Raw genomic sequence first — 25,868 nt, 5'->3', positions numbered from 1 at the left:
CGGGGGCGGGATTTTTGGCGGCGCCTGCCTGTTCCTTGTGGGGAGGGACGTCGGTGCCGGGGAGGGAGCGATGCGGGGTTGGCTGGTCGTCGCCTTGGTGGCGGGATTGTGCGTGGCCGCGCCGGCCGTGGGCCGGGGCGCGTCGGGGGCGGACAGTGACGGCAGCGCCGTCCTTGTCCGGGAGACGGCCGGGGGCGCGCCCCAGGCGGGAAAAAGAAAGGACGCCCCGGCGGTAACCAGGGCCGGGTCCGTCGGCGACTTCAGGGTAGCCAGCCGGACCGACGGGGTGGGCGGGTCCCTTGGGGGCAACAAGCTCGTCGGTGTCGACGATGCGCCGTCCGCTGCCGCAAAGCCGGCCGACGAAGGCAAACAGGCTGGCGCCGCCGCGAAACCGGCCGACGAAGGCAAAAAGGCTGCCGCCGCCGCGAAACCGGCCGCCACGGCCAAAAAGGCGGCCGTCGCCCCGAAACCGTTTGCGCCCGCGCCGGCCACGTCGCCCACGCCGGGTGCGGTCAGGCCGTTCGCCTACAAACCCGTGACCGACGGCGGCGGGTTGGAACTGTACCTGGCCAACCTGGCGCGCCCGGGCAGCCAGGCCGGCGGGAGCCTGGATGAACGGATCGCGGAATTCACCGCCAGCAAGAACCGCTACTCCATCGAGGTCCGTCTGTCCCAGCGCCGGCTCTACCTGTACGAGAACCTGCCCGACGGCTCGCGCCACCTGGCCCGCAGCTACACCGTGGCCGTGCCGGGCCGGGACATGGAAGCGCCGCAAGGCTGGGGCGTGGTCACGGGCATCAGCTTCGAGCCCTGGTGGCGGCCCACGGCGGCCATGAAGGAGCGGGCCCGCAAGCAGGGCAAGGAATTGCCGGAAGTGGTCAAGCCCGGGGTCAAGGAAAACCCCATGGGGCCGTTTAAGATCATTTTGTCCCATGGCTTCGGTTTTCGCATCCATGGCAACAACAACCCCGGCTCCATCGGCCGGCCGGTCACCAGCGGCTGCATCCGCATGCGAAACGACGAAGGCAAGGACATGGCCAGGATGATCGACGTCGGCACGGAAGTGGTCTTTCTGCAATAGGACGCCGGTGGTGCGTGCCGCGCCACGGCTGCCCGGGAGGACGCATGAAGGGGATGTACCCCTGTTGCCTGGATACGACCGAAGCGGTCCGCGAGGCCTTCGACCCCGAGACGGCCCGGCGGCGCATGGGCGTGGACCGGACCGATTTCGCCCGGATTTTCGGGCATATCTGGCGGGAGGTCGTGGATCGCCGCTCGCTGCTCGACGCGGCTTGGGGCTGCGGCGACAGCAAGGCCGTGGCCCTGCACGCCCATACCCTCAAGACCTCCGCCGCCACCATCGGGGCCGAGGGGCTGCGCCGGGCGGCCGAGGCCCTGGAACGGGCCGCCGATGACGGCGATGAGGCCGCCATGGCCGAGGCCCTGCGCGATTTCCACGCCGCCCGGGACATCCTGGCCCGGCTGGTGGGCGTCGCGGCCTGATCCCTTTCCTCCAATCCCTGATCAAAGGAGTCGTCATGCGGCTTGTGTTGACCGCATCCGTCCTGGCCGTGCTGTGCCTGTCCGGCTGCGCCACGGACAAGACGTTCGAAAAGGAGATACTGGGCCATCCGGCGCCGGAATCGCCCACGGATACCGGCTGGCCCCGCCAGCCCGCGCCGCCGCCGCCACCCCCGGCCACGGCGCCGCCGGCCTACGCGCCGCCGCCGGCCGCACCGCCAGTTACGCCCGGATCACCGGGTGCGGCCCCGCCGGCCTATGCGCCCCCAGCCGCTGCGCCCAACGCCGCGCCGCCGATGTATGCGCCCCCAGCCGCTGCGCCCACCGCCGTGCCGCCGACGTATGCCCCCCCAGCCGCGGCACCCTCCGCTGCCCCGTCGGCGTATGGGCCGGCTGCCGCACCAGCGGCCGCCCCGCCGGCGGGCCAGGTACCGGGCGGCCCGGCCGCCTCGGACCAGCGGTTCGTGCCCAAGCCCTTCACGCCGGCCCCCCAGGGCGCTCCCGATGTGGACAGGCCGGGTTCCCTGTTCGATCAGCCGACCGGCGGGCAGCCCAAGGCGGGTGCGGCCTCACCGGCCAGGCCCGCGCCCCAGCCGGCCTCGCCGACGCCGCCCGCCGTGGCCAGGCCGGCCGAGGCCACCGCCGCACCCGGCGATCATGCCTTTTTCACCTTCCAGGTGGGCGCTTTCGCCCATGCCGAATCGGCCAAGGAACTGCTCACCAACCTGGAGGCGAGGGGCTTTTCCGCCCGCATCGAGCAGGGCAAGCTCAACAACAAGACCTTTTACAAGGTCTATGCCGCCAAGGAAGGCAGCCGGGCCGAACTCGAGGCCGAACTGCTGGGCTGCGGCGTGACCGAGCCGCGCCTGGCTGAGGAGCGCCCCCTCGGAGCGGCGCCAGCGGCCAAGGCCGGGCCGGCCGCCGCAGGCCAGGCCCCAGCCGGGGCCGCGCCCAAGGTTTCGGCCCCCATCGCGCCGCCCATCGTCGAACCGGCCCCGCCCCTGCCCGACGGCTACGTGCCGCCGCCGAAAAAAACCGGTTCCTGACGCCTTGGCCCGAGCCGGCCGGAGGGAACGTCACGGCGTCACCTCCGCCGGTTCGGCCGGCTTCCCGCCGCCTGCCTTCCCGCCGCCGGTCGCTTGCCTGTCGTTGACAGCCTTCCCGCCATCGGCCCTTTTTCCGATGGAGGCCACTTTCTTGCTGACGGCTGTCCTCTTGCCCTGGGCCGCCTTTCCGCCAGCGGTCGTTTTTGCGCCGTCGGCTGTTTTGTTGCCCCGGGCCGTCTTCCCGCCGCCGGCCAGGCACAGGATGCCGGCCAACACCCCGGCGCAGCCCGCCACCTCGGGCCAGCCGATGCGCTCCCCGCACAACAGCGCCGCGAAACAAAGCGCCGCCACGGGCATCACCCCCGTGGCCACGCCGGCCGTGGCCGCATCCACCCGCACCACGCCGTAAAACCACAGGATGTAGGCCGCGACCGTCACCCCGAGGGCGTAGTAGGCCACGGCGGCCACGGCTTGCGGCGTCATATCCGCCAGGCGCAGGCTCGCCGCCTGCCACAATCCCGGCACGAGAAACAGCACCGTGCCCCAAAGCGAGACCAGCAGGGCCGCGGCCATGGGGGACAACGGCTCGGTCACCGCCCGGCGCAGCAGCAGGAATACGGCCTCGAAGGCCACGGCGCACAGCACCAAGGCATTGCCGGCCAGGGGCGAGGGGCCGGAGGGCGCCGCGTCGACCCCGACATGCAGGCAGGCGATGCCGGCCATGGTGGCCAAGATGCCGGCCAAGGCCAGGCGCCCCGGCCGCTCCCGGAAAAGCGCCCAGCCAAGGAGCGCCACCATGGCCGGCGTGGCCGCCGCCACCACGCCCGCCTCGGCCGCGCCGGTCAGGCGCAACCCGCCCAGCAGGCACACGGTGAACAGGAACGAACCGCACAGGGCCTGGCCGCCAAGGATGGCCAGGGTGCGCCGCGACGGGCGGGGCAACCGGCCTTCAACCAGGACGACCAGGGGGGCCAGGACGAGGCTGGCCAGGAGGAAACGGACCAGCGAGGCGAAATGGATGGGCAGGCTGGCCACTAGGATGCGGCCGACAGCCACCGACGAACCGACCAGGACCATGGCTGCCGCCAGCGAAAACACGGCTTTGCAACGAGGGGACATGGGGCCTCCGGCAAGAGTATTTCGCCGCAGGCTAGGAGATGCCGTCGCTCCTGTTTTGCACGATCTTGCGGTAGGCGGCCGGGGTGAGGCCAAATCGGGCCGCAAAGGCCCGGGTCATGTGGCTCTGGTCGGCGAAACCGCAGGTGGCGGCGATGTCGGCCAACCGCCCCGGGCCGGCCAGGGCCTCCCGGGCGGCCCGCAGGCGCCGCGCGAGCAGGTGGGCATGGGGCGGCAGGCCCGTCTGCCGGGTCACGACCCGGGACAGGTGCCAGGGGGTCAGGCCCGTGGCCGCGGACAATTCGGCCAGGGAGACGTTCTCCACGTAGCGCGCCTCGAGGATGTCCAGCACCAGGCGCACGGCCCGGGGTTCGGGGCCAAGGGGCGCCGGCCGGGGGGCCGTGTCGGCGTGGCGGGCGACCCAGGCGGCCAGCAGCGACAGCAGGTGCGTCTGCCGGGCCAGTTCGCCGGCCCGGCGGGACAGCAGCAGCCGGTGGACGTCGGCCACCCGGGCGGCCAGGCCGGGGTCCTCGATGACCCCTTGGCGGAAAAAAGGCAGCGGCGCGCCTTCGGGCAGCACCATGGCCAGGGCCTCGGCCGGCAGGTAGAGCATGCGGTAGCGCCAGCCTTCGGCCAGGGCCGGCTCGCCGTCGTGGGGCACGTCCGGCTGGGCGAGGTTGACGCTGCCGGCCGGGGCGACCAGCCGGCTGCCCCGGTAGCGGAAGGCCAGCGCCCCGGCCTCGATGACGCCCAGGGCGTAGCCGGCGTGGCTGTGGCGGGCAAAGCGCCGGCGACGGAAGCTGGCCCACAGCGCCAGGGCGTCGCGGCCAAGGAACGGCAGGGTGCGGGCGTCGAGGGTGCGGTCGTCGGAGGCTGGGCGGGTGGGGCGGGGCATGGGGTTGCCGCCGCCGCGCGGGGGCGCGGCGGCGGCGGACGAGGTGGAATGGGTTACTCGGAGACGGCGTTGCGGCGGTACTGGATGTAGGCGTCCTTGACGGCGCTGTAGGGATCCACGGCCGGCTTGGTCAGGCTGTCGTAGGTCTCCAGGGTGTCGGGCAGGTTGTTGAACACGTCGCCGGCCTTGACGACGTAGGATAGGTACCAGGGGTTGTCCTCGCCCTGGATGGCCCAGGGGCCGAAGATCCAGAACAGCGGGTTGGCCACGGCGTCACCGGCCAGGCCCACGGAGTCGCGGGCCGTGGACGGGCCGAGCAGCGGCCAGACGATGTAGAAGCCGTCGCCCACGCCCCAGTAGCCGAGCGTCTGGCCGAAGTCCTCGTTGCCGGGCTGGAGGTTCGGGTCGGCCTTGGCCACGTCCATAAGCCCGCCGATGCCGAGCGTCGAGTTGAGCATGAAGCGGCCGAATTCCCGGGACGCCTTGGTGAAGTTGAGTTGCAGCAAGGCGTTGAGGAAGCGGACGGGGAAGATGAAGTTCTGATAGGCGTTGTGCAGGCCGGTGCGGACCAGTTGGGGCACGACCAGGGCATAGCCCTTGGCGAAGGGGCGCATGAGGCCGCTGTAGAAGATGTGGTTGAAGCCGAACCAGAACTTGTTCCAGTAGTAGAAGGGATCGGCCACGGGCGCCGGGGGCGTTTCGGCGTAATCCGCATCCGCCCCGGCGGCCACGGCGTTGGCCGGCTGGGCCTGGGAGGTGTCGGCGGCCATCTTGCCGAAGTCCTTGTTGGCCTGGCTTTTGGCATGGCAGCCTGGGGTGGCCAGCAAGGTCAGGGCAAGCAGCAGGAGCAGGAAATTCCGTAACGTGGTGGTCGGCATGATGTGTTCCCCGGATTGATCCGTTCGTTCCCGTCGTTTCCTTCCCGGCTCGTGCCGTAGCGGCGGCCAGCCTAGGACTTTTTCGCGGCGACCTTGGCGATCAGCGCGTCCGGCGTCTCGTTGGCCAGGATCTGGCCGAATTGGCTGCGGTAGTTCTGCACGAGGCTGACCCCCTCGATGACCACGTCGTAGACCCGCCAGCCGCCGTGATTGGCCAGCCGGTAGGCGATGGGAATCTCCTTGCCCTTGCCCACGACCTTGGTATCCACCTCGACCCGGTCCGCGCCCAGTTGCTGTTCCTTGAGATACTGCACCTTTTCATCGGTGTAGCTCTCGATTTTGTCAAGATACGTATTTTGCAGCAACTGTCCGAACGCGGCCACGAAGCGCTCCTGCTGCTCGGGGGTGAACTTGCCCCAGTCGGCCCCAAGGGCCCGGCGGGAAAGCTCCTTCATGTCGAACACGGCGTCGATGGCCGTCAGGAGCTTGGCCCGCATGGCCGGCCGCGTCTCCGGGTTCTTGTAAGCCGGGTCGGCCAGAAGGGCGATGATCTTGTCGATGGAGACGCTCAAGGTCTCGGTGGCTTGCCCGGCCAGGGCGCCGGTGGCGGTGAGGACGAGGAGGGCACAAGCGAAGCTTGCCTGGCGCAACAAACGTTTCATACGGGATTCCCAGTACTTCCTGTGATGGTCCGGGCGTAGGCGGGCCTTTGGCCTATTTGACGCCCCCGAAGACATATTTGCCGATAAGGTCGCCGAGGTCTACCGAGGCCTCGGTTTCCGTGATGACGCCCCCCGGGCCCAGGACGTCGTCGGACCCGCCGGGCGAGACCTTGACGAACTTGTCGCCGATAAGCCCGCTGGTTTTGATGGAAGCGATGGCATCGTCGGTCAGGCGCACGCCCTTGTCGATATCCAGGGCCACCAGGGCCATGTTGTCCTTGGTGTCGAGCGTTATGCCCGAAACCCGGCCGATGCGCACTCCGGCCATCTCCACGTAGGCCCCGCTTTTGAGCCCCGTCACGTCCTTGAAGCGGGCCGTCACCGGATAGCGGTCGCCGCCGAGGACGTCGAGCTTGCCGAGCTTGACGGTCAGGTAGGCCACACAGAGTAGGCCCGCCAGAACGAAGATCCCGACCGTGGTTTCCATGGTGTATTTTTTCATGCAAATGGCCTTTTACGGTGAACCCGCCGAAGTTGCAACTCGCCGCCGCCGGCCGGGTCACAGGAGAAACGAGGTCAGGACGTAGTCCGCCACCAGGATGGCGACGCAGGAAATCACCACCGCCGCCGTGGTGGCCAGGCTCACGCCCTTGGCCCCGAAACCGTCCCGCCGGGCATGGGTGAAATAGCCCTCGTAGCAGCTCACCGCCGCCACGAGCAGGGCGAAAATCAGCGATTTGACGAACCCGCCCGTCACGTCGCCCAGTTCCACGGCCGCGTCGATGCGGTCGAAATACACGCCCGGGTTGATGCCCAGAAGCACCACGCCCGTGAGGTAGCCGCCGCCGATGCCCACCACGTCGAAAATGGCCGTGAGCAGCGGAAAACAGATGAGCGAGGCGGCCAGCTTGGGCGCGATGAGGAAGCGCATGGGGTTGATGCCCATGGTCCACAAGGCGTCGATCTGCTCGGAAATCCGCATGATGCCGATCTCGGCCGCCATGGACGAACCGGCCCGGCCGGTGATCATGATGGCCGTCAGCACCGGCCCCAGCTCCCGGATGATGGACAGGGCCACGGCCGCGCCGAGCAGGCCCTCGGAGCCGAACTTGACCAGGGTGTAATAGCCCTGCAACCCCAGCACCATGCCGGTAAAAAGGCCGATCAGTACGATGACGAAGATGGATTTGACGCCGATGAAATAGACCTGCTGCACGATCTTGCCCACCGACGGCCGGGGCACCACGATCCGGTACAGGCCCTGGAACAGGAAAATGCAGAACCCGCCCATTTCGGCCACGATGGACAGCACCGTCCGGCCGACCAGGGCCACGGGGGACAAAAGCAGGGTGAGAGCGTCGTTCATGGTGTGTTGCTGCTTGTCGGCCCTTTCTTTCGAACCGGCCGCGCTCCGCGTTACACCTTCTTCATGGGAAAGGGAAGCGTCCTCGCCCCTTCCCGGGCCTTGACGGGGTGGAAAAAACGGTTTAACCATTTGTTTAAACCAAGAGGTTGGACAAAATGGTTGAAACGGATGCGGCCCCCAGCGCTCGCGAGCGCATCCTCGCGGCGGCGGCCGTGGAATTCGGCCGGGTGGGCTTTTCCGGGGCCACGGTCGAGGCCATCGCCAAGCGGGCCGGGGTCAACAAGGCCGGGCTGTATTACCACGTGGGCAACAAGGAAAAACTCTACGAGGCCGTGCTGCTCCATCTCTTCGGCCAGGTGGCCGGGACGCTGGAACGGGCGGCGGCGACCGCCGGTGGCGAAGGCGGGCCCTTTGCCGCCCTGGCCGGCGCCCTGGCCGAGCTCTTTGCCCGGCTGCCCATGCTGCCGCGCATCATGGCCCTGGAGATGGCCTCGGGCGGGGCCTCCATGCCGGCGGCGGCCATGGTCGAGTTCCGGCGCATTTTCGGCGTCACCCGCGGCATCCTGGAGCGCGGGCGCAAGGACGGGTCGCTTGTGGCCGCCGAGCCGGTGCTGGTCCACATGACCCTGGTCGGGGCCATGGTCGTCTACAGCCTGTCCGAGCCGTTGCGGACCCGGTTCGCTGCCGCGGCCCAGGAGATGGGGCTGCGGCTCGACCTGCCGTTGTCCGCGGCGGCCGATTTCGTGGGCGGGCTGCTCGGCCGGGGCCTGGCCAGCGGGGCGATGGGCGACCAAACCGTGGAGGTGCCCCATGAAGACGCGTAGGCGCGGCCCGGCCGCCCCGGGGCTGGCCTTCCTGGTGTTGCTGGCGCTGCTGGCCGGCTGCCAGCCCACGGGGCCGGTGGCCTTCCAGGGCTATATCGAAGGGGAGTTCGTCTACGTGGCCGGCAAGATTGGCGGGCGGCTCGACGCGTTGCCCGTGGCGCGCGGCGACCGGGTCGCGGCCGGGCAGTTGCTCTACGTCCTGGAGCACGCCTACGAGGCCCAGGGCGTGGCCCTGGCCGAGGCCGAGCTCAGGCAGGCCGAGGACACGCTTCGCGACAGGCAAAAGGGCCTGCGCCCGGAGGAGATCGCCCAGATCGAGGCCGACCTGCGCCGGGCCGAGGCCGAGCGTGCCTTGTCGCGCCTGGAATACGACCGCCGCACCAAGCTCTACGGCCAGTCCGTCATCGCCCAGGAGGAGCTCGACACCTCCCGCACCAGCCATGACCGCAGCCAGCAGCAGGTCCGGGAGCTCGAAGCCAAGCTGGCCACGGGCAAGCTGCCCAGCCGCGTCGATCAGGTCCTCGCCGCCCAGGCCGCCGTGGAAGCGGCCCGGGCCGCCCTGGATCAGGCCCGCTGGAACCTGGGCCAGATGTCCCAGCCGGCCGGGGTGGCCGGCCTGGTCTACGACGTGCTCCACTACCCGGGCGAGTGGGTGGCCGCCGGCAGCCCGGTGGTGACGCTGTTGCCGCCGGCCAACGTCAAGGTCCGTTTTTTCGTGCCCGAGGCCGTGGCCGCAGGCCTCGCCCTGGGCCAGGAAATCCGCGTGGCCGCCGACGGCGGGGAGCCGGCCGTGGCCCGCGTCGCCTACATCGCGCCCACGGTGGAATACACCCCGCCGGTCATCTACAGCCAGGGCTTTCGGGAAAAGCTCGTCATCATGGTGGAGGGGCGCTTTACTCCGGAGGTGGCGGCCCGGCTGCATCCCGGCCAGCCGGTGGACGTGTCCCTGGAGGCGGCGCCGGCCGCCACGCCCGGCGGAGGCGGCGCATGACCGAGGCGGCCCCGGTCATCGACGTCACCGGCCTCACCAAGGTCTTCGGCAAAAAGACCGTGGTGGACCACATCGACATGCGCGTGGCCCGCGGCGAGATCTACGGCTTTCTCGGCCCCAACGGCTCGGGCAAGACCACATTTATCCGCATGCTGTGCGGGCTGCTGCGCCCGGACGACGGGGCGGGGACCTGCCTGGGCTTCGACGTGCGGGCCCAGGCGGAGCTCATAAAACCCCACGTGGGCTACATGTCCCAGAAGTTCTCGCTCTACGAGGACATGACCGTGCGGGAAAACCTGGATTTCATCAGCCGCATGTACGGCGTGGCCAACCGGGCGGCGGCCATTGCCCGCACCATCGAGCGCATGAACCTGGGGCGGTTTCGCGACCAGTTGGCCGGGACGCTTTCCGGAGGCTGGAAGCAGCGCCTGGCCCTGGCCGCCTGCATGATCCACGAGCCCAAGCTGTTGCTCCTCGACGAGCCCACGGCCGGGGTCGACCCCATGGCCCGGCGCGATTTCTGGGACGAGGTCCACAAACTGGCCGGCGAGGGCATCACGGCCCTTATTTCCACCCACTACATGGACGAGGCCGAGCGCTGCCACCGCCTGGCCTACATCGCCTACGGCCATCTGCTGGCCACGGGCACGGTGGCCGCAATCGTGGCCGCCGAGGGGTTGGTGACCTACGAGGTCAGCGGCCCCAACCTCTATGGCCTCATCGACACCCTGCGCGGCCTGCCGGGCGTGGAGCAGGTGGTGGCCTTCGGGGTGACGCTACACGTCAGCGGCCGCGACCGGGCCGCCCTGGAGGCGAGCCTTACGCCCTTTCGGCGCGATCCGTTGGTTTTTCGCCGGATTCCCTCCAACCTGGAAGAGGTTTTCATCAGCCTCATGCGCAAGGCCTTGTCCTGACGGGGAGGGGAAGCATGTTTTCGCCCAAACGCTTCGCGGCCATGGTGTCCAAGGAATTCACGCAAATGCGCCGCGATCGCCTGACCTTCGGCATGATGGTCGGCATACCGCTCCTGCAACTCATCCTCTTCGGCTACGCCATCAACTCCGACCCCAAGCATCTGCCCACGGCCATCCTGGACAACGACCGTTCGGTGTTTTCCCGGGACATGGCCGCGGCCATGAAAAATAGCCTCTACTTCGCCTTCACCAAGGAACTGTCCAGCGAGGCCGAGGCCGACGAACTGCTGCGCCTGGGCCGCATCCAGTTCGTGCTGACCATTCCTCCCAATTTTGGCCGCGACCTCATCCGCGGCGACCGGCCGGTGGTGCTCCTCGAAGCCGACGCCACCGACCCCTCGGCCACTTCCAACGCCGTGGCCGCCATCCGCCAGGCGGCGACCGACGCCTTCACCCGCGACCTGACCGGGCCGTTGCTGCCCCTGCGGGCCGGGCAAGGCCCGGTGGACCTGCGCCTGCACGCCCGCTACAACCCCGAGGCCGTCACCCAGTACAACATCGTGCCCGGGCTCATGGGCGTGGTCCTGACCATGACGCTCGTGATCATCACCTCGTTGGCCATCACCCGCGAGCGCGAGCGCGGCACCATGGAGAACCTGCTCATCACGCCGGTGCGGCCGGTGGAGGTGCTGCTCGGCAAGATCCTGCCCTACATCATCGTGGGCTATCTGCAGATGGGGCTCATTGTCCTGGCGGCCCTGCTCCTGTTCCACGTCCCCATCGTCGGCAGCCTGCCGCTGTTGTTTTGCGTCTCCTTTCCCTTCATCGCCGCCAACCTGGGCGTGGGCATCACCTTTTCCACCATCGCCCAGAATCAGTTGCAGGCCGTGCAGATGTCGTTCTTCTTTTTCCTGCCGAGCATCCTGCTGTCGGGCTTCATGTTCCCCTTTCAGGGCATGCCGGTCTGGGCCCAGTGGCTCGGCTCGGTGCTGCCGCTGACCCACTACCTGCGCGTGGTGCGCGGCATCGTGCTCAAGGGCAACGGCTTCCTCGACATCCTGCCCCACATGTGGCCGGTGTGCCTGTTTCTGCTCGTGTCGCTGGGGCTTGGCGTCAAGCGCTACCGCCAGACCCTCGATTAGCCTTGGCCGGAACCACCGAACGCGGCGGTATTTTTCGAAAGAACGTGTTGTTTTCGGGCCTTGCCCCCAAAGGCCGGCCCTTGGTCCCGCGAGGGCCGGACTACCGCTTGGACCCGCCGAGGATCGCCCCGAGCAGCCCCCGGGCGATCTGCCGGCCGATCTGCGTGCCGATGGAACGCAGGGCGCTTTGGGCCATGCCCGTCAGCAGCTTCTCGGCCTGGGAGGGCTTGTCCGGCCTGGCCGGCTTCTCCGGCTCCTCGCGGCTTTCGGCCCGGTCGCGCAGGAGCTCGAAGGCCGACTGCCGGTCCACGGCCTGTTCGTAGTGGCCAAAGAGGCTGCCTGCCCGCACGATCTCCCGCTGTTCGGCCTCGGTCAGGGGCGTCAGCCGGCTGGCCGGCGGCACGATCAGGGCCCGCTCGACCACGCCCGGCTGGCCGCGCCCGTCCAGGCAGGAAACGAGCGCCTCGCCCACGCCCAGTTCGGTGATGGCTTCGGCCGCGTCGAAGGCCGGGTTTTGGCGAAAGGTGGCCGCCGCCGCTTCCACGGCCTTGCGGTCGCGGGGGGTGAAGGCCCGCAGGGCGTGCTGCACCCGGTTGCCGAGCTGGCCGAGCACCGTGTCCGGGAGGTCCAGGGGCGACTGGGTCACGAAATAAACGCCCACGCCCTTGGAGCGGATCAGCCGCACGGTCAGCTCGATTTTTTCAAGCAGCGCCTTGGGCGCGTCGGCAAACAGCAGATGGGCCTCGTCGAAGAAAAAGACGAGTTTGGGCTTGTCCGGGTCGCCCACCTCGGGCAGGCGCTCGAACAGTTCGGCCAGAAGCCACAGGAGCATCACGGCGTAGACCTTGGGCGAGGCAAGCAGCGCGCCGGCGCACAGGATGTTGATGACGCCAAGGCCCGAGGCGTCGGTCTGGAGCAGGTCGTCGATATCCAGCGCCGGTTCGCCGAAAAAGGCCTGCCCGCCCTGGTCGCCCAGGGAAGCCAGGGCGCGCTGGATGGCCCCCACCGAGGCCGCCGAGACGTTGCCGAAGCGCGTGCGGTACTCGGGCGCGTGTTCGCCCACGTGGGCGGTCATGGCTTGCAGGTCCTTGAGGTCGAGCAGCAGCAGGCCGGAGGCGTCGGCCACCCGGAAAACGATCTCCAGCACGCCCGTCTGGGTCTCGTTGAGGCCCAGCAGGCGGGACAGCAGCAGCGGCCCCATCTCCGAAACCGTGGTGCGCAGCGGATGGCCCAACCGGCCGAAGACGTCCCAGAAGGCCACGGGAAAGGCCTGGGGGGAAAGGTCGAGGCCCAGTTCCCCGGCCCTGGCCGCGATCTTGGGGTTGTCGCCGCCCGGGGCGCCAAGCCCGGACAAGTCGCCCTTGACGTCGGCCAGGAAGACCGGGACGCCCCGGGCCGAAAAGGCCTCGGCCAGGACGCGCAAGGTGACGGTCTTGCCCGTGCCCGTGGCCCCGGCCACCAGGCCGTGGCGGTTGGCCATGGCGGGCAACAGCAGGCAGTCGGCTTTCCCCCTGGCGACCAGAATCGGTTGGCGATCGGTTGTCATGGCTGCTCCTTTCTCCTAAAACGACGAAGCGTCATCCGGTAGGTTGTTTCCCATAAACGGTCCGTCATCGGCCGTCCGTCGCACGGTGCCGGGCGAAACGTCCGCAACGGAGGGTGTCATGGTTCGCCTGCGCGCATTGCTTCTCGCCTGCCTGGTCGGTGCCATCCTGATCGCCGTACCGGCCCTGGCCGCCGAGCACAAGGAAAAGAAGGAAAAAGCCGTTCCCGACATCACGGGCGTGTGGAAGGGCATGTCCGACACCGTGTCCATGGGCAAGACCAGCCATGTCGAGCCTTCCGACAGCCCGAAATTCCAGCACATGGACTGGACGTTGACCATCGACAAGCAGGACGGCCCGAATTTCTCCGGCACGAAAGCCTCGGCCAAGGGCAAGGAGGCGGTGGTCGGCGTCCTGGACGGGGCCATGGTCTTCATGGCCGACGACGACGGCACCTGTTTCGGCAAGCTGACCGGCAAGAACACCATGATCGTCAAGTACCTGGAAGCCGGCAAGGACTCCAAGGTGGCTTCGGTCACCCATTTCCGCCGCGAGGCCGCGCCCGAGGCCAAAACGCCGGCAGCCCAGTAATTCGCAGTCAGTTCTGACCTTTTATTGCTCCTTTGGCATGGTGGCGGGTCGCGGTTCCGGTCGCGGCCCGCTTTTTTTGCGCGGATGCAGGGTGCCGTCGTCGAAGAGGGCATCGTAGCGGGCCGTGTCGCCGGGATGGGAGTCGTAGCAGTCCGAGGCGGCCACCGGCCGGCCGGCGGCCAGCAGTTCGCTGACGGTCACGAAGCGGTAGCCGCGCTTGGCCAGTGCGGCCAAAAGCTGGGGCAGGGCCTCGGCCGTGCCGTGGCCGAAGCCGTTGGCGTGGCCGATGACGATGTCGCCGGGGCGGATGCGCGCCAACACGGTGTCCAGGATGCGCTGCGGCGTCGAGGCCGGGTCCGGGTCGCCGGAGGTTAGGCTCCACTGCACGGCGCAAAGGCCCATGTTGCCGAGCAGGGCCAGGGCCTGGGCGGTGCAGCGGCCGTAGGGGAAGCGAAAAAGCGTCGGCACGGCCGGGATTTTGGCGATTTCCGCCTCGCCGACGCCTTTTTCCCGGGCCAGGCGGGCGACCTCCTGCCGCAACAGGGCGTATTCGGCCTGGGTCCAGGCGATCTCCCGGGCCATGGCCGGGGAGTCCAGCCGGCCGAAATTGCCGTGGGTCCAGGCGTGGCTGCCGATTTCGAACAGGGGGTCGGCCAGCAGTTCCATGGCCCGCCGGGGGTGGGAGCGCATCCACTTGCCGCCGGCGAAAAAGGTGGCCTTGGCCCCGGCGGCGCGCAGGGCCTCGACCACCGCCCCGTCGTAGCCGGACACCTGGTCGGCCAGTTCGCACAGGTCGAAGGTCAGGGCCACGAGTTTCTCGCCGTGGGTGTCCACCCGGCGGATGGAGCCGGCCAGGCCCGGCGGCAGGGGGGGCAGTTGGGCGAAGGCCGTGGCGGCCGGCGGCGAGCGATCGGGCGCGGTGACGCGGCCGGATTTCTTCTCGGCCGGCTGGACCGTGCGGGTGTCCGGCCCGGCCACGGCGTCGAAGGCCGCCCGGGAACCGCCGGCCCCGGCCCGGCCGGCGGCGGCGCCAAGGACAAGGGTCAAGACCAGGAGCAAGGCCAGGAGCATGGCGAGGGATTGTTTCAAGAAAGCCTCCCGGGCGGCTCGAGGAGGCCGCGCCCGGGCACGATGCCACCGGGCCGCGGCCTTTGGCAAGGCGTGGGGGAGTGGCCAGACCTGGCCGGGGGGGGCAGGGGCCAGGCGGCCGGGGAACGGCCGTGGAGGGGGGCACCCAGAGGGAAGGGGGGACAGACGCGGCCGGGGAATGGGCCTGACCGGGGTACAGCCGTGGACGCGAAACAGCCGTAGGGCCGGGGGACAGACGCGGCCGGGGAACGGGCCTGACTCAGGGGCTGGCGTGGCCGTGGGGCAACCGGCCGTGGGACGATTGCGGCCGTGGCCGGGGGGCGAGCGGTGGCGGCGGCAACCTCACCGGCAAGGCCGGGTGCAAGCACCGGCCCCGGTCGACCGCCATCGGACCGGGGCCGGCTGGGCGTCGGACGAACCTGTTGGTCTTGGGTTAGGGATTACTCGGTGACCAGCATCACGCTCGAGGCCTTGACCATGGCCTTGACGGCGTCGCCTTCCTTGAGGCCCATGTCTTCGACGGAATGTTTGGTGATGACCGAGGTGATGGCCACGCCCGGAGCGATCTCGATGACCACTTCGCTGCTGACCATGCCGTTGGTGATGGATTTGATGGTGCCGGGGATGAGGTTTCGGGCGCTGACTTTCATGCACGTCTCCTGGTTGGAGGTTGTCAGAAGATGCGACTATACCAACCGGGAAACAAAAGGGTCAATGCTGTCAGTATTTCTCTTTGGCTGTCACGCGATTTGCCGTGGGCATGTGACCTGTGGCGGCTGGCCGGCTCTTGCGTTGCCTGAGGCGCGTTTTACCGTTGGCCATGAACGGGCCTTGCGCCGCGCAACAGACGAGGACTACCGATGCTGCGGGCCGCTATGCCCGAGATACCGGACTGAAGGCGGGCCGGCCGCCGGCCAGACACAGCGCAGGGATCGGGCCTCGCTCCCGAAGCGTCGGAGAGAAGGCATGGCAGACGCCGCAGTGGCGTAGCGCAGGGCGCGGGCCGCTTCCCGCAGGCGACGGGCAGCGGCCAAGTTGCTGGGAAAGGGGGACGGTGCCAGGCCGGGCGGCGCTCAGCGGCTGGAGGTGCCGCTTTTCTTGTGTTTCTTGGCTTTGGCCGGGGAGGCGGCCTTGGTCGCCTTGGTCGCCGACGCCTTGTGGCGGGTCTTTTTGACGCTCCCGTCGTGAGCGTCGAGGCGGGCCGAAGCGCCGCGCTTGGCGCCGATCTTGGCCCGGCCGTGGTCGGCCTCGGCCACGCGCAGGGCCTTGGCGTGGCGGCCGGCGCGGGAACGCTTGATTTTTACCGGGGCGGCCGGTTCGTCGTCCTGGCCGGGCCCGTCGGTTGCGGCCAGCATGGTGCTGACGGCGCCGGAGAAGGAGGCGTTGAGGATGCGTTCGGTTTCGCGGTTGCGCACCTGCTTGGAGCGCCCGCCCAGGATGACGGCGATGACGCGGGTGTCGCCGCGCTTGGCCGTGGCGATGATGTTGTAGCCGCTGGAGCCGACGTAGCCGGTCTTGAGGCCGTCGACGCCCTCGCAGGTGCCGAGCAGCCGGTTGGTGTTGCCGTGGACCGCGCCGCAGTGGTTGATCTCGGTGGCCGAGTGGTAGCGCAGGGACTGGGGATAGTGGCGCAGGTAGCTTACGGCCAGTTTCATGAGGTCCCGGGCTGTGGTCAGCTGGCCGGGGGCGGGCAGGCCGTTGGGGGTCTTGAAGGTGGTGGCGGTCATGCCCAGTTCCCGGGCCTTGCGGTTCATGCGCTCGACCCAGGCCGGCACGCCGCCGAAATGCTCGGCCACGGCCACGGCGGCGTCGTTGCCCGAGGCCACGGCCATGCCGCGCATGAGTTCGTCGAGGCTGACGACTTCGCCGGTGCGCAGGTTCATGGTGGAACCGCCCGTGACGTCGGCCCGGCGGCTGACCCGGACCTTGTCGGCGAAGCTGGCCTTGCCCGAGGAAACCAGGTCGAAGACCAGGTACATGGTCATGACCTTGGTGATGGAGGCCGGGGCGATGCGTTTGTCCGGGTCCTGGGTGAAAAGGACCCGGCCCGAGCCGTATTCCGTGACCATGGCGGCCTTGACGGCCAGCTTGCCCGGGTTTTTGGCCGGCAATGCCGTTTTCGGACCGATCAGGCACAACACGATGGCGAGGAACAAAACGCGTCGCATGAGCTCTCCCCGTTTAAGAAAGTGAAACGAAACCCCCGAGTCCAAGCCGTCCCCCGACGGCCCCCACAGGCAGCATGATCCATGCCACGGCCCGGAAACCATTTTTGGGCCGCAAGGCAACAACCCAGGATCGTACGGGAAAAAGAGAGGGTCATGCCGGCTGGTGGGCAGGCCCGGACACGGCCGTGGCGGCCGTGTCCGGGTGCTGTTTGCAATTGTCAAACGAGGCGGTTGATAATCTTAAACATCTTGCAGGGCAAGGGGAAACGCCGCGACGGATGCCGACAATTCCGTAATCCAACGGCACCGGGCGTCGGCCGGGGGCGACCCTAGAGGCCGTAGACGGCCTGGGCCTTGGCCTGCAAATGGCGGATGAGCGGGCCGGCCGTGGGCGCTTTGCCCGTGGCCGCCGTGATCAGGTCGCGCGGGCGCAAAAGCCGCCCCTTCTCGTGGATGTTGGCCCGAAGCCAGGCCAGCAGGGGCCGGAAATCGCCGCCGGCCATGGCCGTGTCCAGGTCAGGCAGGGCGGCCCGGGCCGCCTCGAACAGGCAGGCGGCGTAGACGTTGCCCAGGCTGTAAGTGGGGAAATAGCCGAAGGCGCCCATGGACCAGTGCACGTCCTGGAGGCAGCCCTCGGCGTCGCGTGGCGCCGCGAGCCCGAGGATCTCCCGGGATTTTTCGTTCCAGGCCCCGGGCAGGTCGGCCACGGCCAGGTCGCCGCGCACCAGGGCCAGCTCCAGCTCGAAGCGCAGCACGATGTGCGGGTTGTAGGTCGTCTCGTCGGCATCCACCCGGATCAGCCCCGGCCGGATGGCGCCCACGGCCGCGAAAAGCTCCTCGGGAGTGCGGGCGGCCAGTTCCGGGAACCGGGCGGCGGCCAGGGGCAGCACGTGCTCCCAGAAGGGCAGGGAGCGGGCCACCTGGTTTTCCCACAGCCGCGACTGGGATTCGTGCACGCCCAGGGAAGCGAATTCGCCCATGGGCGTGCCGTGGCGGGCGTCGCCGGTGTCGTGGCCGAGGCTGTAGAGGGCGTGGCCGGTTTCGTGGACCGCCCCGAACAGGGCCTTGGTCCAGTCGGCTTCGTCGTAGCGCACGGTGATGCGGGCATCGTCCGGGCCGATCAGCGTGGAAAAGGGATGGGCCGAGACGTCCAGGCGCGAGGCCTCCGGGGGCAGGCCCAAAAGGCGCGTGATGTCGGTGACGAAGGCCTGCTGGGCGGTCAGGGGATAGGGGCCGGCCGGCAGGGGCTTCGGCGCGGGGGCGTCCTTCACGGCTGTCAGGAGGGCTTTGGTCGCGTCGCGCAGCTCGGCCAGGATGGGGGCCAGGCTGGCCGCCGTCTCGCCGGGCTCGTAGCCGTCGAGCAGGGCGTCGTAGGCTTCGCCGGCATAGCCGATGGCCTCGGCCTTGCGCCTGGAAAGTTCAAGCAGTTCTTGAAGGTGTGGCGAGAAAGCCTTGAAATCGTTGTCCTTGCGGGCAAGCTCCCAGGCCCGCTGGCCGGCGCTGGCCGCCCGGGCCAGGGCCACGGCCAGGTCCTCGGGGATCTTCACGGCCAGGTCGAAATCGCGCCGCCATTCGCGGATGTTGGCCGCCTCGGGCGAGCCCGGTTCCCGGGCCAGTTCCGAGCCTTCGCAGGCGGCCAGCCAGTCGCCCACACGCGGGTCCGTGGCCCGGCGGTGCAGGATGGCGGTCAGCGCCCCGATCTGGGCGGCCCGGCCGGGATGGGCGGCCGCGGGCAGCATGACCTGCTGGTCCCAGGAAAGAAGGCCGAGGGCCGCGCCGATGTCGGCGCTTTCCCGGCCGTGGGCAACGAGGCTGTCATAGGCTTGCCGTGCGGTCATGGCTTCCTGCTCCGGGGTGCGGGTTTGGCCTGCGCCTTGCGCGCGGCCATCATGGGTTCGTAGATGGGCTGATAGAAGTAGCTGACGTCGCCGTCGTTTTCCGTGGGGTGGTAGGCGCAGTAGACGTTGACGTCGCCCAGGTTCCAGGCGTGGTAGTATTTCTCGGCGTTTTCCTGGGTCGGCGGGCCATAGGCGCGCACCAGGCCTTCCAGGGCCGTCTTGTAGGCGGCCAGGCCGTCGAACTCGATCCAGACGTGGTAGAAGCGGTCCTTGTGGAATTCGTAGTAGGCCTCGCGGATGGGCGCGCCGAAGATGTCCTTGGGTCCCTGGGGCCAGATGCAGGTGGTCACGCCGGCGGCCTTGTCCGTCTCGTGCAGGGCCAGCCCCGGAAACGTGTGGGCCGCATCGCCCCACTTGAGCCCCCCGAAGCCCGGGGGGGCCAGGCCGGGCGTGGCCAGGCCGGCGGCCTGGTCCGGTGTCGGCCCCATTGCCGTGGCCGGGGCGGCGCCCGGAGCCGCCAGCGGGGCGGGCGTGCGGTCCGGGACGGCCGGTGCTGGCGTTGCGGCCGTGGCCAGAAACGGGGCCGGGACCTGGTCCTGGATGGACGGGGCGGCCGGGGCTGGCGTCGCGGCCTGGGGCGCAGCGGCCACCTGGGCCGGCGTGGCGGCCGGCCGGCCGGCGGCGTCCTCGGGCAACGGCTTGCCCATGACCACGCGGAAACCGTTTTTGCCTTGGTTCGGCGCGGTCTTGGGGGCGGTGGACTGGGCCGGGGCGGTGTTTTTCGCGGACTTGGCCGTACCCGTCGGCGCGGCGGCCTTGTTGGCGGGGGCACAGGCGGACAGGGCCAGGGCGAGACACAGGACCGGGGCGAGACGGAAGCACATGGAGGGCATGGAAAACTCCGGGCGCGATGCGGGCGATCCGCTATGGTAGCCAAAGCCGGTGCGAAAGGGAAGGGTTGCGGCGCCAGGCAGTCGCCGGCCCATCGGCTTTACCCCATAGGCTGGGCGGCGTAGACGGGATGTGCGCCAGGCTCGGCGGTAAACCGACCGCAACCCGGACAGGGGCGCGTCGCCGTCGCCGGTGGCCCGGGTGTGCGCCGGACACGGCGGCGACCCGGCCACAACCGGTCCCGCGGTCCATTGGCCAGGCCGGCGGCGCAAAGGAGTGTTGCCCATGAAAAACATCGACTATCGCGACGCCCCGGCCAGGGAACTGACGTCCGCCACCATGCGCGGCGTCACCGGCCGGGTGGTCATCGGCAAGGCCGACGGGGCCGACAATTTCTGCATGCGCGTCATCGAGGTCGCGCCCGGCGGGGTGATCCCGCTGCACCAGCATCCCTGGGAGCACGAGCAGTTCATCCACGCCGGGACCGGCCGCATCCGCATCGGCGAGGACTGGTCGGCCTTGGAGCCCGGCCGGGTCGTGTACGTGCCGGCCGATGCGCCGCACGGCATGGAAAATACCGGTGACGAACCGCTGGTCTTCCTTTGCCTGGTGCCGGGCTTCGCCCCGGAACTCTGATCGGCCTTAGGGCGTGGTGAAGCCGAACCGGGCGAAGGTTTCGCGGGCCTCGGGCGTGGCCAGGAAATCGAGAAAGGCCGCCCCGCCGACGGGGTTGAGGGCGTCCGCGGCAATGGCCCCGGGGTAGGCCACGGGCGGCGTGGTCGGCACCACGGCGGCCGTGGCCACGGTGTCGCCGGCGATGGCCGCGTCGGTGGCGTAGACGAAGCCGGCGTCGATTTCCCGGCCCGACAGGGCCGCCAGCACGTGGCGCACGGACGGGTAGTAGACGAGCTTGGAGGTCAGGGCGAACCACAGGGCCTTGTCCTGCAGCGTCCGTTTGGCGTAGCGCCCGGCCGGCACGGATTCGGGGTTGCCGACGCCGATGCGCCGCACGCCGCCGCGCGAGAGGGAATCGAGCCCGGTCACCCCGGCCGGGTTGCCGGCCGGCACGGCCAGGACCAGCCGGTTGCCGGCCACGGTCCGCCGGGTTTTGGGGTCGATGCGCCGCCGGTCGGCGGCCGCGTCCATGGTGGCGGCATCGGCGCTGATGAACACGTCGCAGGGCTGGCCGTTGGTCATTTTCTGGAGCAGCGTGCCCGAGGCGGCGAAGGCCGGTACGAGGATCAGGCCCGGATGGCCGCGTTCGAAGGGGGCGCGCAGGGCCTCGATGGCGTTGGTGAGGCTTGCGGCGGCAAAAACCGTGACCTCGCCGGCCAGGGCCGCCGGGGCCAGGGCCAGGACCAGCAACAGGGCCGCGCCCAATCGTTTCATGCCAAGCCTCCTGCGTGGGGGGTGTTGTGTTCGATGGAACATCCATAGCCCAAGCGGGCGCCGAAAAAAAGGGCCGACGGGAGGCTTCCCCCGCCGGCCCTTGCGTTTTGGCCGGGTGGCTAGAACGTGTATTTGAAGCCGAAGGAGGCCATCCAGGCGTCGTGGACCATGGCCGTGAAGCGGCGTGTGGAGGAGTTCCAGATGCTGCCGTTGGGATTGTTGTAATGGGCCCAGCCGGTTTCCACGATAAAGGCCAGGTTCTCGTAGAGCATGTACTTGGAGTCGCAGTTGGCGCCGAGGACGGATTCGCCGATGGCCAGGTCGTTGCCCATGGTGAGGTATTTGCCGTTGCCGCCCGAGGCGGCGACGGCCTTGCGCAGGCCGGCCGGGGAGTTGTTGCCCCAGGTGGCGGTGAAGGTGAGGCGGTGGCTGAGGCGCTCGAGGAAGCTGATGTTCTTGATGGAGCCCGTCAATCCCCAGGCGCCGATGGAATTGACGTTCATGTTGTTTTTCGAGAGTTCCTGGCCGGTGGAATTGAGGAAGGTGTTGCCGAGGCCAAAGTAGTTCTGGATGGAGGGAATGCGTTGCGACCCGTTGTTGAGGCTCGAATCCTCGCCGGTGCTCCACCAGAAACCGGCCTGGGGCGTGCCCCAGTCCAGGCCGGTGTATTCGAGGCCGGCGTCCACGAACCAGCCCTGGCGGCGGTTGCGTTCCCGGTCGTTGGCGGCGCCCTGGCCATACATCAGGTCGGCGTAGAATTTGAGCGGGTCGGCGGCGGTTACGGTCGCGGACGCGCCGCCCCACCAGTAGGCGTTCTGGTTGTTGACAAAGCCCGTGCCCACGAAGGAGCCGCCGGACACCATGCCATTGCGGATGGAGGTCACCGCCGAGGCGCTGGCCTTGCCCATGACCGCGGCCAGGCCCCAGGGGGTGAACTTGAAGCCGTTTAAGGTGATCGGCAGGGTCAGGAAATAGGTGTCCAGCTCGTCGCCGACCTGGGTGGTGGTGGGGTCGTAGGTGCGGTTGACGTCGACGAGCCGGGCGAAGCCGAACATGGTGTCGAGGGTGCCCGCAACGAGGGGGGTTCTGACCACGAATCCGGCAAAGGAGTTGGTCGCGCCGTCTCCGGCGCCCCCTTTGGTGGCGAACACCGGCGAATCGTAGAAGAGGGGCGATTCGGGCATGGAAAAGGGCTGGAGGCCGGCGGTGATGTCCACGTCACAGCCCGGCCATTTGAAGGCGAGGTAGGCTTGGTAGACCTCGATGGCCACCGCCGGGTTGGCCGCGGTGTAGGTGCCGTAACCCCAGGGCGTGTCGTTGACCCGGGTGCCCAGGCGGAATTTGACCGCCTCGTTGGCCACGAAGTCCGTGCGCAGGCGCCAGCGCTGCCAGGTCTCGAAGGTTTCCTCGGTCTGGCTGCCGGTGGCGTTCCAACTGGTCCAGTTGTGGTTCTCGAAAAAGACGCCGTAGGCGCGGAAATCGCCGGCCATCCTGACCTCGGTCGCTCCTTGGGCCGTGGCTGCGCAGGCCAGAAGCAGGCACAGCAGCAAAAGCGGCATAAGGCGTTTCATGGCTTCTCCCGTCTTGATGGAAGTGTGTTTCCGTTACAAGGTTGCTACACTATCGACATTGGCCGGCAATACAGGGGAAGCGGCAAAGCGATGTCTTCACTGGCGCGATGCGCACGTTGAAACATGATGGGAATGTCAGAAATCAACAGAGAAGTAAATCGATAATTGTGGTCACGGCTTTGTTGTTTTACGTGACCTCATGCTGTGTTCTCTGGCGAGATGTGTCTCGCGAATCGTGACTTTGTCGATATCTGTTTTTTGAAGACAGCGAAAACGGATCGAGATGGTACTGCCGCATCGTTTTCTGCGCAGTCATAAAGTCGTAACAGTCTGGAACTTGGCTGGCCGGCGCATTTTCCTGCCGCGTCTCGGCGTGACAGGTTGCGCCGGCCCTGGTCTGTGGTTCCCCTGGGAAACGTGACGGTGTTGACAGGCGCCACGCCCCGTGGTTGAAGCAGGGGCTTGGCCGCCGCCGGCAATGCCGGCAAGCGGCCGGGACAACGTCACAAGCCGGAGAAGCGCATGGAGTTGAAAATCAATCTTCCCGAGGCGGAGATGCCCCGGCAGTGGTACAACGCCCTGCCCGACCTGCCGACCCCCCTGGCCCCGCCCCTGGACCCCCAGACCCAGAAGCCCCTGAATCCGGAGCAGCTTGAGGTCATTTTTCCCAAGGCCGTCATCGAGCAGGAACTCTCGCCCCAGCGCTGGATCGACATCCCCGAGCCTGTCCTGGACATCTACCGGCTCTTTCGCCCCACGCCGCTGGTGCGGGCCAAGCGGCTGGAGGAGGCGCTGGGCGTCAAATGCAAGATCTTCTATAAAAACGAATCCGTCTCGCCGGCCGGCTCCCACAAGCCCAATACCGCCGTGCCCCAGGCCTACTACAACAAGCTCGAGGGCGTGCGCCGCATCGCCACCGAGACCGGGGCCGGCCAGTGGGGCACGGCCCTGTCCTTCGCCTGCTCCCAGCTGGGCCTGGACTGCACGGTCTACATGGTCAAGGTGAGCTTCAACCAGAAGCCCTACCGCCGCATCCTGATCAATGCCTACGGCGGCGAGATCTTCCCCTCGCCCTCGGACAACACCCGGACCGGCCGGGCCGTCCTGGCCGCCGACCCCGACTGCTCCGGCTCGCTGGGGCTGGCCATCTCCGAGGCCGTGGAGGACGCCGCCACCCACGACGACACCAAGTACGCCCTGGGCAGCGTGCTCAACCACGTGCTCCTGCACCAGACCGTGGTCGGCCTGGAAGTGGAAAAGCAGCTGGCCATCCTGGGCGAGAAGCCGGACTATCTCGTGGGCTGCGTGGGCGGCGGCAGCAACTTCGCCGGGCTGGTCCTGCCGTTTCTGCCGCGAAAGCTTTCCGGCGAGCGGATCCGCTTCATCGCCGTGGAGCCCAAGGCCTGCCCGACGCTCACCCGCGGCCAGTTCCGCTACGACTACGGCGACGTGGCCAAGCTCACGCCGCTGCTCAAGATGCACACCCTGGGCCACGCCTTCATGCCGGCGCCCATCCACGCCGGCGGGCTGCGCTACCACGGCGGGGCGCCCATCGTGTGCAACCTGGCCAACGAAGGCATCGTGGAGTCCACGGCCTATTTCCAGACCGAGTGCTTCGAGGCGGCCCGGCTGTTTTTGCGCACCGAGGGCTACCTGCCGGCGCCCGAGACCTCCCATGCCATCAAGGCGGCCATCGAGACGGCCAAACAGGCCAAGCCCGGGGAAAACGTGGTCTTTCTCTACTCCGGCCACGGCCTGCTCGACCTGGCTTCCTACGACGCCTTCCTCCAGGGCAAGCTCACGGACTTCGCCTATCCCGAGGCCCACATCACCGAGGCCCTCAAGGCCTGCCCCGATATCGACGCCTAGGCCTTCCCCGCAGACGGCGCCAGGGGCGCTGTCTGGGAGAAGCACGGCCGGCCATGGCCGGCGACAGCACAACAAAGACCGGCGGCCCGACCAGGATTCCTGGCCGGGCCGCCGGCGTTTGGGCCGCCGAGGCGGGCGGGCATGGCCGTCTGTTCTGCGCCGGCTAGTCGGTGCTGAGGATGACGCTGAAGGCCTTGAAGAAAAACCAGACCGTGTCGCCTTCCTTGATGTCCAGGCTTTCCACGGATTCGGCGGTGATGAGCGCGCACATGGGCGTGCCGCCATCGAGCATGCCCATGATCTCCACGGCCACGCCATCGCCCCGGATGCCGGTCACCCGGCCGGGGAAACAGTTGCGGGCGCTGGTGCGGGCCTTGAACTCGTCCTTGCCCAGAAGGACCCAGGGCGCCTTGACCAGGGCCGTCACCTGGCCGCCTTCGGTCAGGCCCAGGCGCTCGAAGCTCTCGTTGGTGATGACGGCCACGACTTCGAAGCCGTTTTGCACGGCCAGGGAAATCTCGGTGAGCAGGGGACTTTTGCGCACGCTGTTGACGGTGCCGAAAAAGGTGTTGCGGGCGCTGGTCTTCATACGGCTCTCCTTGGTGACACAGTGGTTGAGGATGCGCTGGCAGTCCTGTTCGGAAAAGGAGCAGTAGATGGAGGTGAGCACCAGGCTCGAGTGGCCGAGCATGACCTGGACCACGGGCAGGGGCACGCCGCCGCGCAACAGTTCCACGGCCCGGGAATGGCGTAGCGACGTGGGGCTGACGCGGCCGGGCGGCAAGCCGGCCTTGACCGCCTGCTCGTAGAGCTTGCGGCGCACGAAGCCCGGGTCGAGCTTGAAAAGCTCCCCGCGCACGTGCCGGTTGGCCGGGCTTGCCGCGAACCGGCGCACTTCCTCGAGAAACGGTTTGGGCACGATCACCCGCCGGGCGACCTCGTCGGGCTTGCCGCCGCCCAGGGTCACCATGGACTGGCCCATGTCGATGTCCGTGTTTTCATTGAGCGCCAGCACCTCGCCGAGCTTGCCGCCGCTGTGGCGCAACATCTGGAAGACCAAGCGCATGCGTTCCCGGGCCCGGCGGATGGGCGCGGTGCGGGCGGCGTCGCGCCAGCCGTCGAAGGCGGCGCTTAACCTGTCGATCTGCTCGCCGTCCAGGTAGCGGATGTCGCGCGGCACCTTGAAAAGCGCCGCCTGGCACGGCCCGCCGCCGGGATGGTGCCGCCTGGGGGCGCGGTCACCCTTCTGGGCCAGCAGGGCCTCGGCCTGCTCGATGAGCCGTTCCAAGGCCGGTGTGTCGAAGCGGGCGAGCCTTTCCAGGATGTTGTCTTCGGAGGTACTCATGCTAAGGATCGATAGCGAAGTATGCTTGTGTTGTAAAGAACAGAATGAGTGTATCACGAATAGTATATCTGGCGTGATACCGAGATGTCTCGCGCCAAAAATCAAGCCGATAAGCGAACACTGCAGTTATTGTCACGCGTTTTTTAATTCTCGTGATTCTAAAATCCGGCCATTTCCCCCTGATCAAGAATTCCAATCCCGGCGGTACTGGCTTTTTT

The 25,868-nt window shown here is 68.4% G+C and carries 25 protein-coding genes; 10 read left to right on the top strand and 15 right to left on the bottom strand.

The features are described 5' to 3' along the window. Window positions 1–70 precede the first annotated feature (70 nt). Genes ACP59X_RS14125 through ACP59X_RS14115 form a run of 3 tightly spaced genes read left to right on the top strand, consistent with a single transcriptional unit; the run spans window position 71 to window position 2,567 of the window. Entirely contained in the window at window positions 71–1,081 is a 1,011-nt protein-coding gene (locus ACP59X_RS14125) for a L,D-transpeptidase (protein ID WP_428559421.1), read from the top strand. Between the two features lie 44 nt (window positions 1,082–1,125). Then, window positions 1,126–1,503, top strand: a complete 378-nt coding sequence (locus ACP59X_RS14120) for an Hpt domain-containing protein (RefSeq protein WP_428559414.1) — start codon at window positions 1,126–1,128, stop codon at window positions 1,501–1,503. A 35-nt stretch (window positions 1,504–1,538) separates the two neighbouring features. Continuing rightward, window positions 1,539–2,567, top strand: a complete 1,029-nt coding sequence (locus ACP59X_RS14115) for an SPOR domain-containing protein (RefSeq protein ID WP_428559411.1) — start codon at window positions 1,539–1,541, stop codon at window positions 2,565–2,567. Between the two features lie 30 nt (window positions 2,568–2,597). Here ACP59X_RS14115 and ACP59X_RS14110 read toward each other — a convergent pair whose 3' ends face one another. The 6 genes from ACP59X_RS14110 to ACP59X_RS14085 form a co-directional block, all read right to left on the bottom strand. Next, window positions 2,598–3,686, bottom strand: coding sequence for a DMT family transporter (locus tag ACP59X_RS14110; protein WP_428559409.1), 1,089 nt, complete (start codon window positions 3,684–3,686; stop codon window positions 2,598–2,600). Between the two features lie 31 nt (window positions 3,687–3,717). Next, entirely contained in the window at window positions 3,718–4,578 is an 861-nt protein-coding gene (locus ACP59X_RS14105) for an AraC family transcriptional regulator (protein WP_428559407.1), read from the bottom strand. Window positions 4,579–4,631: 53 nt separating this feature from the next. Further along, window positions 4,632–5,456, bottom strand: coding sequence for an MlaA family lipoprotein (locus ACP59X_RS14100; RefSeq protein ID WP_428559404.1), 825 nt, complete (start codon window positions 5,454–5,456; stop codon window positions 4,632–4,634). 71 nt (window positions 5,457–5,527) lie between these two features. Next, window positions 5,528–6,118, bottom strand: coding sequence for a Tgt2/MlaC family protein (locus ACP59X_RS14095; protein ID WP_428559401.1), 591 nt, complete (start codon window positions 6,116–6,118; stop codon window positions 5,528–5,530). A 52-nt stretch (window positions 6,119–6,170) separates the two neighbouring features. Beyond that, on the bottom strand, window positions 6,171–6,620 hold the full coding sequence (mlaD, locus tag ACP59X_RS14090; protein WP_428559399.1) for an outer membrane lipid asymmetry maintenance protein MlaD: 450 nt from the start codon (window positions 6,618–6,620) through the stop codon (window positions 6,171–6,173). A 57-nt stretch (window positions 6,621–6,677) separates the two neighbouring features. Then, entirely contained in the window at window positions 6,678–7,484 is an 807-nt protein-coding gene (locus ACP59X_RS14085; RefSeq protein WP_428559396.1) for an MlaE family ABC transporter permease, read from the bottom strand. A 155-nt stretch (window positions 7,485–7,639) separates the two neighbouring features. On the opposite strand from ACP59X_RS14085, the gene ACP59X_RS14080 reads away from it, so the two are divergent. The 4 genes from ACP59X_RS14080 to ACP59X_RS14065 are packed head-to-tail and all read left to right on the top strand — an operon-like array spanning window position 7,640 to window position 11,355. Continuing rightward, a complete protein-coding gene (locus ACP59X_RS14080) occupies window positions 7,640–8,308 on the top strand; it encodes a TetR/AcrR family transcriptional regulator (RefSeq protein WP_428559394.1) in 669 nt (222 codons plus the stop codon). Further along, window positions 8,295–9,299, top strand: coding sequence for an HlyD family secretion protein (locus ACP59X_RS14075; protein ID WP_428559392.1), 1,005 nt, complete (start codon window positions 8,295–8,297; stop codon window positions 9,297–9,299). The genes ACP59X_RS14080 and ACP59X_RS14075 overlap by 14 nt, the downstream gene beginning before the upstream one ends. Further along, window positions 9,296–10,213, top strand: coding sequence for an ABC transporter ATP-binding protein (locus ACP59X_RS14070; RefSeq protein ID WP_428559390.1), 918 nt, complete (start codon window positions 9,296–9,298; stop codon window positions 10,211–10,213). The genes ACP59X_RS14075 and ACP59X_RS14070 overlap by 4 nt, the downstream gene beginning before the upstream one ends. A gap of 14 nt (window positions 10,214–10,227) precedes the next feature. Next, window positions 10,228–11,355, top strand: coding sequence for an ABC transporter permease (locus ACP59X_RS14065; RefSeq protein WP_428559387.1), 1,128 nt, complete (start codon window positions 10,228–10,230; stop codon window positions 11,353–11,355). A 100-nt stretch (window positions 11,356–11,455) separates the two neighbouring features. Here ACP59X_RS14065 and ACP59X_RS14060 read toward each other — a convergent pair whose 3' ends face one another. After that, window positions 11,456–12,901: a helicase HerA-like domain-containing protein gene (locus tag ACP59X_RS14060; RefSeq protein ID WP_428559385.1), complete on the bottom strand. Its 1,446-nt coding sequence runs from the start codon at window positions 12,899–12,901 to the stop codon at window positions 11,456–11,458. Window positions 12,902–13,019: 118 nt separating this feature from the next. Here ACP59X_RS14060 and ACP59X_RS14055 point away from each other — a divergent pair, with 118 nt between their 5' ends. Further along, a complete protein-coding gene (locus tag ACP59X_RS14055) occupies window positions 13,020–13,490 on the top strand; it encodes a hypothetical protein (RefSeq protein WP_428559383.1) in 471 nt (156 codons plus the stop codon). A gap of 21 nt (window positions 13,491–13,511) precedes the next feature. On the opposite strand, the gene ACP59X_RS14050 is transcribed toward ACP59X_RS14055, so the two are convergent. The 5 genes from ACP59X_RS14050 to ACP59X_RS14030 form a co-directional block, all read right to left on the bottom strand. Next, on the bottom strand, window positions 13,512–14,579 hold the full coding sequence (locus tag ACP59X_RS14050; RefSeq protein WP_428559381.1) for a polysaccharide deacetylase family protein: 1,068 nt from the start codon (window positions 14,577–14,579) through the stop codon (window positions 13,512–13,514). Between the two features lie 440 nt (window positions 14,580–15,019). Continuing rightward, window positions 15,020–15,229, bottom strand: a complete 210-nt coding sequence (locus tag ACP59X_RS14045; RefSeq protein WP_428559379.1) for a TOBE domain-containing protein — start codon at window positions 15,227–15,229, stop codon at window positions 15,020–15,022. A 423-nt stretch (window positions 15,230–15,652) separates the two neighbouring features. After that, a complete protein-coding gene (locus tag ACP59X_RS14040; protein WP_428559377.1) occupies window positions 15,653–16,747 on the bottom strand; it encodes a D-alanyl-D-alanine carboxypeptidase family protein in 1,095 nt (364 codons plus the stop codon). 329 nt (window positions 16,748–17,076) lie between these two features. After that, window positions 17,077–18,585: a carboxypeptidase M32 gene (locus tag ACP59X_RS14035; RefSeq protein WP_428559375.1), complete on the bottom strand. Its 1,509-nt coding sequence runs from the start codon at window positions 18,583–18,585 to the stop codon at window positions 17,077–17,079. Continuing rightward, on the bottom strand, window positions 18,582–19,478 hold the full coding sequence (locus ACP59X_RS14030) for a hypothetical protein (RefSeq protein ID WP_428559373.1): 897 nt from the start codon (window positions 19,476–19,478) through the stop codon (window positions 18,582–18,584). Before ACP59X_RS14030 ends, ACP59X_RS14035 begins: the two co-directional genes overlap by 4 nt. A 283-nt stretch (window positions 19,479–19,761) precedes the next feature. Here ACP59X_RS14030 and ACP59X_RS14025 point away from each other — a divergent pair, with 283 nt between their 5' ends. Continuing rightward, window positions 19,762–20,112: a cupin domain-containing protein gene (locus ACP59X_RS14025; RefSeq protein WP_428559371.1), complete on the top strand. Its 351-nt coding sequence runs from the start codon at window positions 19,762–19,764 to the stop codon at window positions 20,110–20,112. A 6-nt stretch (window positions 20,113–20,118) separates the two neighbouring features. Here the strand turns inward: ACP59X_RS14025 and modA are convergent, their stop codons facing one another. Beyond that, window positions 20,119–20,865 carry a molybdate ABC transporter substrate-binding protein gene (gene modA / locus ACP59X_RS14020; RefSeq protein WP_428559369.1) on the bottom strand — a complete coding sequence of 249 codons (747 nt, stop codon included), beginning with the start codon at window positions 20,863–20,865 and terminating at the stop codon, window positions 20,119–20,121. A gap of 119 nt (window positions 20,866–20,984) precedes the next feature. Further along, window positions 20,985–22,436: an outer membrane homotrimeric porin gene (locus ACP59X_RS14015; RefSeq protein ID WP_428559366.1), complete on the bottom strand. Its 1,452-nt coding sequence runs from the start codon at window positions 22,434–22,436 to the stop codon at window positions 20,985–20,987. Between the two features lie 522 nt (window positions 22,437–22,958). On the opposite strand from ACP59X_RS14015, the gene ACP59X_RS14010 reads away from it, so the two are divergent. Continuing rightward, complete coding sequence (locus ACP59X_RS14010) at window positions 22,959–24,305, top strand: TrpB-like pyridoxal phosphate-dependent enzyme (protein ID WP_428559364.1); 1,347 nt, start codon at window positions 22,959–22,961, stop codon at window positions 24,303–24,305. A gap of 163 nt (window positions 24,306–24,468) precedes the next feature. Here the strand turns inward: ACP59X_RS14010 and ACP59X_RS14005 are convergent, their stop codons facing one another. Then, window positions 24,469–25,650 (bottom strand): TOBE domain-containing protein, encoded by a 1,182-nt coding sequence (locus tag ACP59X_RS14005; protein WP_428559362.1) that lies wholly within the window; start codon window positions 25,648–25,650, stop codon window positions 24,469–24,471. Window positions 25,651–25,868 lie beyond the last annotated feature (218 nt).

It is taken from the genome of Solidesulfovibrio sp. DCME (assembly GCF_049995385.1).
GTDB lineage: Bacteria > Desulfobacterota > Desulfovibrionia > Desulfovibrionales > Desulfovibrionaceae > Solidesulfovibrio.
This window is presented reverse-complemented; position numbering and strand designations above follow the sequence as displayed.